Raw genomic sequence first — 14,106 nt, 5'->3', positions numbered from 1 at the left:
CATTAAGTTATTGATTGCAAACAACCACCACCAACTGGGCAAGCTCACTTCTACCCTTAGCGCACCAAGCAGACTCGCAACCGGTAGTAAAACGAGTAACAGAATAAGTATGATTAGAATAGGGGTAAACTCGACTTGCTTTCCTTTCCCTAATAGCTTGGGGTAAGTCAAGAGAAGCGCAAAGAAAGCAAGTGGTTTATCCAAATTCAAGTACATCGAAAATGGCATACTTTGCGGTCCCGATAAAACATTATCGAGCACTTGTAGGTTATTGAAACCCGGCATGCGATGGGTAAACAACATCGCGCACCAAGTCAGAATTAACACCCAGCCGAAATAGTAAACCCACTTCCCTTGTTGTTTATTTGCGAATACCGGCAATTTGTAGGCGGTAGCAAGCACCACCAATGAGGTAATGAAAGTGATAAACGCAATACGATCGACGATAAGAGCGCTTACTAACGTGCCGGCCAAAAACATTAAGGTAACCAGATTGTGTCGAGTAAAAGCCGTACCTATCGCAAAGAGAAGGGGTAGCCAAATCCAAATCGTGGCATCAAGAAGCATGAAAACATCCCTATAAACATATCGCTTCGTTTAATTGTGATTGAATTGTATAGAAAAAAAACGTAGTAGCACGAATAAACTGGCAGGCGGTTATGTATCGCAACCTGTTAATGGCGTAATAAAAACTGAATACGCATACGTGCCGGGAGTAAAAGCTGTTCTATCCATATGAAATAATGAACTTAGAAAGAACAGCTTCAGGTCAGACATAGCGTTTTACAAAGTCAATAAAGGTCCGGTCGGCATTCGACAGATAACCATCCCGTCGCCACGCCAGCGCCAGATCGAGCATCACCGGGTTCTGAAACGGTATCGGCACCACATCTTTTTCATGCTCAGTCACCAGTTCCAGCAGGGCGGTAATGGCAAATTCATGCTTCACTATGCTCAATATCAGAGGTAACAGGTTGGTTTCAAATGAGCATTGCATCTCGAAGCCGTACTGTTTACAGACCGAGTTGATAAAGTCACGGTGAAAATAGCCCGGTTTGAACATTACCAGTTCGTGTTGAAAAAACTCATCGTACGCGATCGATTTTCGCTCAGCCAGCGGGTGATTTTGCCCGACCACCGCCACCATTTGTGCCCGCAACAGATGATCCGTTTCCAAATCCTCAGGCACATTGGCGTTGTTGATGACACCAATATCGAGCTCACCATCGAGCAACATCTGGCGAATCGATTCCGTCCCCGCATCGATCAGTGTCAGTTTCAGATCCGGATAGTGACTTTTGAATGCCATCAGGATCTGTGGAAAGAAGTAGGACCCCATCATACTCGGTGCTCCGAGGCGCACTTCCCCTTTCTCCAGCCCGATCAATTCGTTGATTGCCAGTTTGGCATCATCGACCTGCTGCAAGATCCGTTTAGCATGTTCATACAGCACCCGCCCCTCTTCGGTTAACTCCACTTTGCGATCCTGGCGCCGAAACAGCTCCACACCTAATTGCTGTTCAAACTTCTTAATCGAGATGCTTAAGGCCGGCTGAGCAATGTGCAGTGCTTTGGCGGCCTGGGTGAAATGCCCTTGCTCTGCCACTGCGACAAAATGATTCAGCTGTCGTACATCCATGTCTATATCCAAAATATATTGATTCCATATTATTAATATATTTTATTAATCTAGATTCCGCTGTTAATTTGATCGCATAGATGTATGTGAGGTGACAGATGTTTGAACTAGGCAGTAAACAGTATTTGAAGATAACCTTTGGCTTAGCCATGGGCTCGTTTCTGGTGTTTTGCAACCTGTACCTCGTCCAGCCGATGCTGCCCTTTATGGCCAAGCACTTCGCGGTATCTGAAACCCAGATCAACTGGCTGTTTGCCGCCACAACCCTGACTCTTTCAGTATGTCTGGTCCCCTGGGCGGTCAGTTCAGAATCGTTTGGCCGCAGACGGGTAATGTTCATCGGCCTGTTTGCCCTGCCCATCATCGGCGGTGCAATGATGCTGACCGAGTCACTCTGGCTGCTGGTGGCACTGCGCGCGCTGATGGGTGTCGCGCTGGCCGCTTTTGCTTCCGTCGCCGTCGCCTATATGGTGGAAGAGCTTTCTCCTCAAGCATTTGCCCAGGCTATCGGCGGCTATATTGCTGCCAACTCGCTTGGCGGCATCACCGGGCGGATTATGGGCGGTATCCTCACCGATTCGCTCGGTTGGCAATCGGCTGTGCTGGTAATGGCAGGCTTTAGTTTGGTCGGGGCGCTGCTGGTGGTCTGGCTACTGCCGGTACAGCAGCATTTTACTCCACAACGCGGGCTGTTTTTCCATCACAACCGCGCTCTGGTCAAACACGTGAAAAACCCTACCCTGTGGCTGGCGATGCTGATCGGTGGTGCCAATTTCGCCCTGTTCGTTAACCTCTATTCCGTGATGGGATTTCGCCTGGTTAGCGAGCCACACAATGTGCCAATCGGCCTGGCCTCGCTGATCTTCGTCTGCTACCTGGCCGGCACCGTCAGCTCAAAACTGACCGGACGCTGGAAGCGCACGCCGATCTCCGGCATGGTCACCGGCGCCATCCTCAGCATGCTGGGTATGTGGATCGCCTTAGCGGAACACATAGTGCCTATGATGCTCGGGCTGATATTGATTAGCTTCGGCGCGTTTTTCACTCACACCCTGGCCTATGCCTGGGTCAGCCAGCACGCCACACAAGCCAAAGCCACTGCCACAGCGCTGTATCTGGTTCATTACTATATCGGTGGTAGCCTGGGCGGTTTCTACCTGATTTACTGCTGGCAACACGGTGGCTGGTTATATGTGGCGCTAGGCGGCATGTTGCTGTACGCAGTGATCTTCGTTTTGTGCAGCCAACTACACCACAAACATCAGTTGCAGGTGGAAAAACCTCAGCTCAACCTAAGCTGATCTGTTACTCTTGGCGCATATTTTTTTTGAGAGTTTTAGATTAGCCAAAGAATGACATTGCCATCGAACCGTATCGAGCAGATCTCTGCCGAAGTAGACCAGTGGTTGAACGACGTAGTAATCGGACTGAACTTATGCCCGTTTGCGGCCAAGCCCCAGCGCAATCAGCAGATTAAAATTTTCGTTAGTCAAGCCAGCGATGAACAAAGCCTGCTGGAAGAGATGCTCCAGCAACTACTGGAGTTGGAACAGAGTCAGCCAGAGCAACTGGAGACAACGCTGGTAGTGGTACCGGATATGCTGTCCGATTTTGACCATTACAACCAGTTTATCGACTGGGCCGAAGCGCTCATAGACCAAAATGGTTGGCAGGGTACCTTCCAGTTGGCAACGTTTCACCCGAATTACTGCTTCTATGGCGCAGCCCCGGAAGATGCCGAAAACCTGACCAACCGTTCGCCCTACCCGATATTTCATTTGATTCGTGAAGAGAGCATGGAGAAGGTACTGCAACACTACCCGAATCCGGAAGCGATTCCCGATAACAATATCGCCAGAGTGTCCGCATTGACAGAATCTGAACGGTGCCAGCTGTTTCCGTATCTGTTCGGCGCTAAAAAATAACCAGCTCAGACAATTCCGCAGCTTGCCAACGTTCCATCGCAGGCTGCACAATTGATTAAAACCAGGCCAATAAAAAGCTTTAGCGCAGAATTTCGTTTTGCTGCGTGGCAGCTTAATCCTGGCTCTGCTAGTATTGGCCGACATTCAAAATACCTGGATTGAGATAATGCATTTAGCCAAACTGACTCAACAAATCTTTGACCACTTGTATCGCGATATCAGCGAGTTTCGTAGCACTTTTGATCTTCCGGTTGCCACACCAGAAAGCCTGGACGCGCAAGCCGATACCCTGCATACCTCACTGGCGATCGAAGAGCTGACCGAACTGGCCGAAGCAGATAGCAAAACTGAGCAGGCTGATGCCATTGTTGATAGCGTCTATGTTCTGATGGGACGTTTGGTTCATCTTGGTCACAGCCAGGTAGCGGATAACCTCGCCATCTCCTATCTGATCGACCTGCTGCTGCACGTCGCCGACAACCGTGGTATTGATTTCATTCCATGTTGGGACGAAGTGCATTCAAGCAACATGAGTAAAGTGTGCCGTAACGAGCAGGAATACAACGAAACCGAAGCGTTTTATGCTGAACAGGGCATTAAGCTGATGGCGGTACAGAAAGGCGATTACATTATCGCCAAGTGCGCGGAAGATTTCGTCTCGGAAGGCAAAACCATCCGTCAGGGCAAAGTACTGAAATCGGTTTACTACCGCCCAGCAGACCTTACCCCACTGACTCAGTAACTATTCGACAGTTCCTCGAGATAAATTTGCCTGTGATGCATTTGCCAAATCGCAGGCAAAAAAACCGCCACAACGTTGGTCGACAGAGTGGCGGTAAAGCTATAACAAGCCTAACAAGAACGAGAATGTATCGATCTTACTAATGCCAACGCCGTGCCAACTTTTCAAATTCAAATATCTCACTGATTTATATACTTTTTTATATAATTCGCAAAAATATCGCTGATTTCGCTAAGCTCCACGTTAGTGCAACCTGCACCTTTCTAGCCCTTTAGTGGTAGCATTTACTCAAATCGCCGATGTTCGTTTGAGTAAGAGTTCACTCATATCCAATTCATACGAACTTTGTGTTGCTGGTAAGCCTGTACCGATGTCCGGCCACTGCTCCATTCTCACTGTAGTAACAGAAATGGGTGAAAAGCACTGAGCTTTCAGACCAGAAACTTTAACTCCAGCAACACGACAGCGTTGATATCCAGTTCTATGATCTTATCGAAACTGTCTTCAAGACGTTCATCGTAAACGCTCAACGTTGGTTGCGATCGACTGCTGATGTACTCCATGGTCTCTTGATCGCGTTCAAACAAGGTTGGGTGAAGGCCATATTGGTGATACAAAGCGCCGTTTTTCTGATCAAATGTCCATTGCTTGATGCGCCAGATGCCTGGTTTGGTCAAATGAATCTTCATATTGAGCTTCTTCTGGTAATCATTGAGAAAATGCTCTTGCACGGACAGGTCCGGGTCAATATTAACCGGATTAAAAAACAACATCTGATACGCATCGTGTTTTTTAATCGCAATCCAATTGTCGCCTCGATAATAAGGAGAGTTTTGCAGGCGATCTTTAATTTTTAAGATGTGAAAAACTGGCCGGCAGGTGGTTGAGGAAAAAAACAGCGACAGACTGTTATTGTCGATATGCTGGTGGGACTGGACTTCGTGCTGAATTTCCGAGTTGAGCCAGAAGCCGAGCATGGTAATGCTATCGGGCAGAGAAGTCAGGGCATTCATCAGCAGAGCCCCACGGAAAAAGAGACCATTTGTCTCATAGGTATCTCCGGTCAGTGTACTCCAAGAATGCAGGTATACCGGACAAGAGACTGAGCGGCGATGAATTTCACTTAGCAGGCTATTAATGTAATAACTGACGTCATGACGCAGAGAGGCTTTGTCCTGATGGTAAAGATGGTCATTGACTTCATTGGGACAGATAGAAACAGCGATAAAATCCACATTCTCCACTAAAGCTGAGCGTGAGAAAAATGAAATTAAATTCGATTTTTTAGTCACTAATATCCCTACTTCACATTGTGGAAGCTGGGATTTGATAACGGCAATTAAATCATTTTTGGCATTAAAGATCGTATCGTCTTTCGCATCTGTTTCGATCCTTAGCTTAAATTTCCACCTGGCAAGATACTCAGAACCAAACATGGTTTTATAGTGGATTAGGGTTTTTTCTACATTCTTTTTAAAGCTAAGATTAGCGGAAAAACTCGAGGATAGCGGCAGCTCGATAATGGGAAACATATTGATTTCTTTCAAGAAGCGTATTGCGATATCAATACTGTCCCAAGACGACCAGGTTAATAGTTTCTCGTTATAATAATCATCACAAAGCGATGCCTCAGTTGGAATGAAATCCTGTAACTCTACGTACTGAAATGGTGAGATGCTTTTTGCTAGTACTAACTGCTGCTGGATATGATGTTTGAGTAGCTCCCGATAAGAACCTATCCGGATGACATAATTTCTGTTTTGTGCCGGTGTCACAGGATCGTTGAATACGATCTCTGTGTCATGCGGTTTTTTACTGTAGCTCAACAGGGGACGGCGTTGGTCTTCTTCATTATATTGAGATAAAAATGTGAATAACTCTACTGAGTTGACGATACCCAACTTCTCATTAACTAATGGCGAAACCTCCGTTTCTTGCAAATGGTGATTACCGTTCTTAGAGCGATACTCTCTTGGTGACATGTGAAAGGTTTCTTTAAACATCTTGTTAAAGCTGTTCGGTCTGGAAATACCATTTCTTTGAATCACCTCGCCGATAGGATGATCGCTAGAAACAATTTCTTTGGCCGCTTTATTAAATCTGACCTGAACTAAATAGTCGCGAAAATTCATGCCGACTTCTTTCACAAACTGCCGGGATAAATGTTCCGTCGAGGTATAGAGTTTGGAAGCGATATTATACAGTTTAATATCTTCGTGACTGCGCTCTTCAATCCAGTCGATAGTTTTTTTTATTTTTTCACTATAGTTAACCGTATCTTCATGCTCTTTCTTATATTTGAAAGATTCAACCAGCACACACAAAATATCCATCAGATTACGATATATATTCATTTCCCACGAGTCTGGCGTTTTTTTGATCCAAAGAGTGGCAATATTGATCAGCAGAGTTCTTAACTGAAGCACTTCAACGGAACTATTTTGTGCGTTAACGAAAAACTGCCAGCGGTTAAAATCATCAAAATGCTGTAGCAACCAGATAGAAGAGATTTTGACAATGATGACAATGTTGTCTGTTTGACTGTCGAGTTGCCATTCCACGTCCTGATTTACGATATACACATCACCCGCAGAGAGCAGTTGTTGTCGGCCTGATTCTTTAATGGAGACATTGCCTTTGAGCACAACGAGTAGCTTTAGGCTGGTATCGGCAACAGGCCGGTAGTGAATCAGGTTAAGAAATTCCACGGAATAGTAGATATTGTCAGTGCTCATGAGGCTGTCCGATTGTTTAGCTGTCGCTTAACGTATCAAATTACACATAGTCATTTATTGATGTTAAACACGTGTTGTCAGTAAATAACACAAAACCCTACCTGTATCTGCTCATTATCCTGCCTTTTGTGCCCTATTTCGCTCAAATAAACTACATGCATCAAGAACGAGACGGAACATTAATGATGCATATAGATGATTTTATTAAACGAAATTCAAGCTACTTTACTGAGTTGCGACGGGATATCCATCAACACCCGGAGTTGGGCTTAGAAGAGTTTCGCACCAGTAGAGTGGTTGCGGATTTGCTGCAAACCTGGGGATATGACGTAACTACAGGTCTGGCTAAAACCGGTCTGGTAGCGACGATTCGTAATGGTAGCAGCAATAAAGTACTGGGTATCCGCGCCGATATGGATGCCTTGCCCATGCAGGAAAACTCCCAAAAGGCATGGAGCAGTCAAATCAGCCACAAATTTCATGGTTGTGGCCATGACGGACACACCACGACGCTACTCTTCTTCGCCAAATGGCTGGCAGAAACCAAACAGTTCGACGGCACCATCCATCTGATTTTCCAACCCGCTGAGGAGCTGCTTTATGGCGGGAAACTGATGCTGGATGACGGTTTGTTCGACCGTTTCCCATGTGACGCCATTTTTGCCCTGCATAACATGCCGAACCTGAAAGAAGGCAGTTTCCACTTCCGAAAAGGCGCCATGCTGTCGTCGTCCGACACGGTAGAAATCAATATTGAAGGCACGGGTGGTCATGGTGCGATGCCAGACAAAGCCAATGATCCGGTTATCGTCGCATGCCACATTGCAACGGCATTGCAGAGCATCGTGTCCCGCAACGTAGATCCGTTTCAGCCTGTGGTGATCACGATTGGTTCGATTCAGTCAGGCTGTGTCGCCAACATCATTAATGATTCCGCTCAGTTAAAACTCAGTATCCGCACGTTAAATCCGGACACGCAAAAGTTAGTGCTAAAACGCATTAAAGAGATCGCTGAATTCCAGGCGCTAAGTTTCAACGCCACAGCCACCGTGAACCATATCCACAGCAGCCCGACCTTGGTGAATGATGCCGAAATGACCGATTTTGCCATCGGTGTTGCGCAGGAGCTGTTTGATGAATCACTTGTTGAACCTAATACCAATCCAGCAATGGCCAGTGAAGACTTTGCGTTCATGTTAGAAGCCAATCCGAAAGGTTGTTACTTCTTCGTTGGGGCCGGAGAAGGGTGCAGCGTACACAATCCAGGTTACGACTTTAACGATGCCATTATGGCACCCGCGGTGAAGTACTGGGACAAGTTAGTAGAACGTTTTTTCAATAATTAAAAGGGTTGAGATATGAACAACACGATTACTCTGGATACAAGCCCCGAAATAAAATATCAGGGCACGAATCAGCTGATTCTTGGTATTGTCTTACTGGTATTGACTTACTGGTTGTTTGCTCAGTCGATGCAGGCGTCATTGATCCCGGCGATCACCGAGTCATTTGGCATTAAGGGCAATGCAGCCAAAGAAGATCTGCTGAACTTTTCAGCCTCACTGACACCACTGTTTGCGGCGGCCTGTGTGGTCACCTGCGGCGGTCTGGCGGATCGCTTTGGTCGTATGCGTTTTGCCTTTATCGGTACGATACTGAGCGTGGTGGGTTCGGTGATTGCGGCGATGGCGTTCAACGTTGAGCTGCTAGTCGTTGGCCGCGCGCTGCAAGGTATCTCCGCTGCCTGTATTATGCCTGCCACTATCGCTTTGATGAAAACCTATTTTGCAGGCAAAAAACAAGCAACAGCGCTGACGTTCTGGTCAATTGGTTCATGGGGTGGCTCCGGATTCTGTGCGCTGGTTGCCGGCATGATCGAGCCAAAATTTGGCTGGCAATCCCTCTTCTGGATCAACGTTGCGGTATCGGTTTTAGGTATGTTGCTGATGATGGGTACGCCAGAATCGAAAGCACCTGCATCAGATAAGAAGTTTGATGTACTTGGTTCCATCTACTTTGTTATCTCCCTGATTGCTCTGGTACTGGCTGTTTCTAAAGGCCGCAGCTGGGGTTACACCGATATCAAATTCATTAGCACGCTGGGTATCTCAGTAGTGGGTTTCGTGCTGTTTTATGTGAACGAAAAAAATGCCACTAAGAATAAAATCGCCCAATTGATTGACTTCTCACTGTTTAAATCACGCGGTTATCTGGGTGCGACCCTGTCCAATTTCCTATTGAATGCGATTGCCGGCTCAATGGTGATAGTGAATACGTATCTGATCAATGGCCGTGGCTTGACCACCACAGATGTCGGTATTATTTCATTAACTTACGCGATTGCGGTATTGGTGCTGATCCCAGTAGGACAGAAGATACTGTTCAAATTTGGCGGCCGCATTCCGATGATTACCGGCTGTATCATCACGTTTGCTGGTGTCATTCTGATGTCACTGACTCATGTGGAAAGCCTGGAAAGCTACAAAATGCTGGTGCAAATCGGTTACGCACTATTTGGTATTGGCCTGGGTGTTTATGCGACACCATCCACTTATACTGCCGTCTCTGCTGCGCCGGAAGACAAAGCCGCAGTGGCTGCCGGTATTTACAAACTGGCGAGCTCTCTCGGTGGTGCGATCGGTGTGGCGCTATCTCTGGCAGTGTACTCAACGTTCTCTGGCACTGATATTCACCAGGCTGGTTTTATTGGTCTGTTACTGAACGTTGGTTTTGGGGTTATCGCCCTGTTTGCCATCTTGTTTATCATGCCAAAGAACACTGGTAGCAAAGTCGAAAACTGAATACCACGCCCTACTTCTTAAGATCAGGTAAAAAGCTCTATCGGCAACTAAGAAGTAAACACTAATATCAAGGTCTGACTTTCGGGTCAGACCTTTTTTAGCGAGAAAAATACTGAGATGGACTTTCTCAATGTCCCTATGGAAGGGCGCGATAATGGCAAAATAATTCTGCCAGTTTGGGGATAGCTGGTTCCTTGACAGTGACTCTCTCAGGATTGAAAGAGTTGATCCCAGAACCAGCTATTAATCCGCTTCTATGTTTTCACGTCACATAGAATGGCAGGACTTTCAGAATGGCAGACTATTGATAATGTCGTCGTCTACCTGGTTGGCTAATGTCACCTTCAGCTTAGGCGTTCTTGCCATTTCACGTTGGATAGCGAAATTGGCTTCTTTGTTACGCGCCCAGCTACGACGTGCAATACCGTTGTTAACATCAAACAGCAGCATAGATTTCAGCCTGCGCTCTGCACTTTCACTGCCGTCTAGCAACATACCGAAGCCGCCGTTGATCACTTCACCCCAACCTACACCGCCACCGTTATGAATAGATACCCAAGTCGCACCACGGAAACCATCACCGATCACGTTGTGAATGGCCATGTCAGCAGTAAAGCGGCTGCCATCATAGATGTTCGACGTTTCACGGAACGGCGAGTCAGTACCGCTGACATCGTGGTGGTCACGACCCAGTACTACAGGACCGATTTCACCGCGATTGATGGCATCGTTGAACGCTTTGGCAATTTCCATTCGGCCTTGCGCATCCGCATAAAGAATACGCGCTTGCGAACCGACAACCAGTTTGTTCTGTTTGGCATCTTTGATCCAAGTGATGTTGTCTTGCATCTGCTGCTGAATTTCTTCTGGCGACTCAGCCATAATCTTGTTCAGCACCTCAGCGGCAATTGCATCGGTTCTGTCCAGATCTTCCGGCTTACCTGAGGTACAAACCCAACGGAACGGGCCAAACCCGTAGTCGAAACACATAGGACCAAGAATATCCTGCACGTATGACGGGTATTTAAAGTCGATGCCGTTTTCAGCCATTACATCGCCACCTGCTCGAGACGCTTCAAGCAAGAAAGCATTACCGTAGTCAAAGAAGTAAGTGCCGCGGGCAGTGTGTTTGTTTACTGCATCAGCGTGGCGCTTCAGTGTTTCCTGTACTTTTACCTTGAACAGTTCCGGCTCTTCACGGATAAGACGGTTCGATTCTTCATAACTAATATCAACCGGGTAGTAACCGCCTGACCAAGGGTTGTGTAGCGAAGTCTGATCCGATCCCAGGTGGACAAAAATTTCCTTCTTGTAGAAGGTTTCCCAGACATCCACCACGTTACCGATAAAGGCGATAGAGACCACTTCTTCGTTGGCCTGAGCCTGACGAACACGTTCAACTAGCGCATCCATATTGTCGATCAGTTCATCTACCCAACCTTGTTCGTGGCGCTTGGTCGCGGCTTTCGGGTTCACTTCTGCACACACGGTAATACAGTTGGCAATATTACCTGCTTTTGGCTGCGCGCCACTCATACCGCCAAGACCTGCTGTCAGGAAGATCTTACCTTTCGGGCTTTGACCTTTTTCCAGCACCTTGCGGAATGCGTTCATTACCGTAATGGTGGTACCGTGTACGATGCCCTGTGGCCCGATATACATAAACGAACCCGCCGTCATTTGACCGTATTGGGTCACGCCTAAGGCGTTAAATTTTTCCCAGTCATCCGGCTTTGAGTAGTTCGGGATCATCATGCCGTTGGTCACCACTACGCGCGGCGCATCTTCCGACGACGGAAACAGCCCCATAGGATGCCCTGAGTACAAATGCAGCGTCTGGTCGCTTTCCATTTCGCTTAGGTATTTCATCGTTAGCCGGTATTGAGCCCAGTTCTGGAATACCGCGCCGTTACCACCGTAAGTGATTAGCTCTTCAGGATGCTGTGCTACTGCTGGATCTAAGTTGTTGTCGATCATCAGCATGATGGCGGCTGCCTGCTCACATCTCGCCGGATAGTCTGCAATAGAGCGCGCCTTCATTTCGTAGTTTGGCTTGAAGCGGTACATGTAGATACGACCGAAATCTTTCAGCTCCTGAGCAAACTCCGCAGCCAGTTCCTGGTGCCACTCTTTCGGGAAATAACGCAATGCATTGCGAATCGCCAACTGCTTTTCTTCCGCAGTCAGAATGTCTTTACGTTTGGGAGCACGGTTTACACCTGCCGGATATGGCTTAGCTTTCGGCAATGTGTTGGGGATTCCTTGCTTAATTTGATCTTGAAATTTTAATACTGTTTCCATCTTTACGGGCTCCCTTTAGTTAACGTTAAACGCTTGTGTTTTAACCAATGCGATCATAGCGTCGATGTCTGGCTTAAGCAGGCGGTCTTCTTCTAGTTTGGCAACTTTTTCACGGATAATGTGGAAGTTTTCTTCAATCAGATCCGAACAGGTCAACGGACGTCTGAACTCTATCGCTTGCGCGGCATACATCAGTTCGATGGCGAAGATCTTTTCCAGGTTGCCCAAGATCTGGTTCAGCTTTCTGCCCGAGATACTGCCCATAGAAACATGGTCTTCCTGACCCATAGAGGTTGGTACGCTGTCGGCAGATGGCGGGAAACAAAGTGACTTGTTTTCAGTGACCAGTGCAGCGGTCGCGTATTGCGGGATCATCATGCCCGAGTTAAGGCCACCGGATGAGGTCAACAGACGTGGCAAACCATGTAAACCTTCCAGCAGCAGGTAACAACGGCGGTCTGAAATATTACCCAGCTCTGCTGCAGCAATAGATGCATAATCCAACACCATTGCCAGCGGTTGACCATGGAAACTACCGCCGGAAATCGCTTCTTCAGAGCTGATAACAATCGGGTTATCAGTCACTGAGTTCATTTCGATTTCAGCCAGCTCTTTCAAGTGATTATAGGCATTGCGAGAAGCACCATGTACCTGCGGAATACAGCGCAATGAATATGGGTCCTGCACGCGAACACAGTTAGCATGTGAGGCCATGTTTTTAGAGTCTTTGAAGAAGCGTCTCATTCGGGCGGCGACTTCAATATTGCCCGCGAAAGCGCGCGTCAGGTGAAGTTCTTCTCTGAACGGCGAACCACTCCCCTGCATACCTTCAATACTCATCGCGCCAGCCAAGTCGGCTAAATCAAGCAGGTAGCGCATTTTTGTTAGCGCGGTAATAGCATGAGACAGAATAAACTGCGTTCCGTTGATTAGCGCCAGACCTTCTTTAGCATGCAGTTCAAGCGGCTCCAGGCCGTGTTCACGTAGCGCTTGCGCCGCTGGGACGATGCTATCACCCTGCCAAAATTCACCTTCACCGATAAGCGGTAAAAACAGGTGAGAAAGTGGTGCTAAGTCGCCCGATGCGCCAACAGAGCCTTGCTCCGGTACAACCGGGATCAGATCCAGTTCGATAAATGTCAACATGCGTTGAACAACTTCCAGGCGAATACCGGAATAGCCCTGGCTTAAGGCATGAACCTTAGTGATCAGCATCAGTTTAGAAATGGGTTTCGCAATCGGCTCCCCTACTCCAACCGCATGAGTAATCAGGAGGTTTTTTTGTAGCAGATGCGTTTCTTCCGGTGAGATTTGTGTATCACACAGTGGGCCAAAACCTGTATTAATGCCATATACCGCCCGGTCTGAAGCTGCGATGATGTCCACATTACGACGACTTGTATTGATTTTATCTAGCGCTTCTTCGCACAGTTCAGCTTTGATACTGCCATCAGCAATTCCATTTACAATATCCAGATTTAGCCGGTCTACACCATATCTAAACATCATTTTGTTCTCCTAACTTACTGATATCTTTTTATCAGGTTGCTTATGATGGGGTAATGCTAACTTGCCCTAAATGTTTTATAAACGCATAATGTTCGTAGTTCATTCCGGTTTTATCGAACTAAATAGTTCAATCTATAAATAGGACACCCCATGCAGGTTCAAGATGTTGATTTGCGTATGCTGAGAATATTCGTGGCTATCGTCGAGTGCGGTGGTTTATCGGCTGCGGAATCCCGGTTAAACATTGGTCGCTCAACCATTAGCTCTCATTTATCCGATTTGGAATTACGGCTTGGCATTAAGCTGTGCAAACGTGGCCGGAGTGGCTTTGAAGTCACAGAGGCCGGACGGGTGACCTACCAAGCTTCACTGGAGTTACTGCAGCAGTGTGAAGCCTTTGCCGCCACGGTTGCGAGTTCCAAAAATGAACTGTCCGGCCGGGTAACCATTGCCA

The 14,106-nt window shown here is 47.2% G+C and carries 11 protein-coding genes; 6 read left to right on the top strand and 5 right to left on the bottom strand.

What is annotated here, in order from left to right; all coding sequences use genetic code 11:
* The coding region (locus ACQY6F_RS16285) for a CPBP family intramembrane glutamic endopeptidase (protein ID WP_428775911.1) at window positions 1-567 on the bottom strand (567 nt) is incomplete at its 3' end.
* A gap of 202 nt (window positions 568-769) precedes the next feature.
* Window positions 770-1,639: a LysR family transcriptional regulator gene (locus ACQY6F_RS16280; protein ID WP_428775910.1), complete on the bottom strand. Its 870-nt coding sequence runs from the start codon at window positions 1,637-1,639 to the stop codon at window positions 770-772.
* A 98-nt stretch (window positions 1,640-1,737) separates the two neighbouring features.
* On the opposite strand from ACQY6F_RS16280, the gene ACQY6F_RS16275 reads away from it, so the two are divergent.
* From ACQY6F_RS16275 to ACQY6F_RS16265, 3 genes are all read left to right on the top strand, one after another.
* Complete coding sequence (locus ACQY6F_RS16275; RefSeq protein WP_428775908.1) at window positions 1,738-2,940, top strand: MFS transporter; 1,203 nt, start codon at window positions 1,738-1,740, stop codon at window positions 2,938-2,940.
* A gap of 51 nt (window positions 2,941-2,991) precedes the next feature.
* Window positions 2,992-3,564: a DUF1415 domain-containing protein gene (locus ACQY6F_RS16270; RefSeq protein ID WP_428775906.1), complete on the top strand. Its 573-nt coding sequence runs from the start codon at window positions 2,992-2,994 to the stop codon at window positions 3,562-3,564.
* 166 nt (window positions 3,565-3,730) lie between these two features.
* Window positions 3,731-4,306, top strand: coding sequence for a nucleoside triphosphate pyrophosphohydrolase family protein (locus ACQY6F_RS16265; protein ID WP_428775905.1), 576 nt, complete (start codon window positions 3,731-3,733; stop codon window positions 4,304-4,306).
* Window positions 4,307-4,737: 431 nt separating this feature from the next.
* Here the strand turns inward: ACQY6F_RS16265 and ACQY6F_RS16260 are convergent, their stop codons facing one another.
* Window positions 4,738-7,041, bottom strand: a complete 2,304-nt coding sequence (locus ACQY6F_RS16260) for a helix-turn-helix transcriptional regulator (RefSeq protein ID WP_428775904.1) — start codon at window positions 7,039-7,041, stop codon at window positions 4,738-4,740.
* Between the two features lie 182 nt (window positions 7,042-7,223).
* On the opposite strand from ACQY6F_RS16260, the gene ACQY6F_RS16255 reads away from it, so the two are divergent.
* Together ACQY6F_RS16255 and ACQY6F_RS16250 are read left to right on the top strand one after the other, a co-directional pair.
* Complete coding sequence (locus ACQY6F_RS16255; protein ID WP_428775903.1) at window positions 7,224-8,387, top strand: M20 aminoacylase family protein; 1,164 nt, start codon at window positions 7,224-7,226, stop codon at window positions 8,385-8,387.
* A 12-nt stretch (window positions 8,388-8,399) separates the two neighbouring features.
* Window positions 8,400-9,842 carry an MFS transporter gene (locus ACQY6F_RS16250; protein WP_428775901.1) on the top strand — a complete coding sequence of 481 codons (1,443 nt, stop codon included), beginning with the start codon at window positions 8,400-8,402 and terminating at the stop codon, window positions 9,840-9,842.
* Between the two features lie 288 nt (window positions 9,843-10,130).
* On the opposite strand, the gene ACQY6F_RS16245 is transcribed toward ACQY6F_RS16250, so the two are convergent.
* Window positions 10,131-12,143 carry a urocanate hydratase gene (locus tag ACQY6F_RS16245; protein WP_428775899.1) on the bottom strand — a complete coding sequence of 671 codons (2,013 nt, stop codon included), beginning with the start codon at window positions 12,141-12,143 and terminating at the stop codon, window positions 10,131-10,133.
* A 15-nt stretch (window positions 12,144-12,158) separates the two neighbouring features.
* Window positions 12,159-13,652 (bottom strand): histidine ammonia-lyase, encoded by a 1,494-nt coding sequence (hutH, locus tag ACQY6F_RS16240; RefSeq protein WP_428775897.1) that lies wholly within the window; start codon window positions 13,650-13,652, stop codon window positions 12,159-12,161.
* Window positions 13,653-13,802: 150 nt separating this feature from the next.
* Here hutH and ACQY6F_RS16235 point away from each other — a divergent pair.
* Window positions 13,803-14,106 (top strand): LysR family transcriptional regulator (locus ACQY6F_RS16235; protein WP_428775895.1); only part of this gene is annotated, 304 nt, incomplete at its 3' end.

The sequence above is a fragment of the Vibrio sp. genome (assembly GCF_050299255.1).
Classification (GTDB): domain Bacteria; phylum Pseudomonadota; class Gammaproteobacteria; order Enterobacterales; family Vibrionaceae; genus Vibrio.
This window is presented reverse-complemented; position numbering and strand designations above follow the sequence as displayed.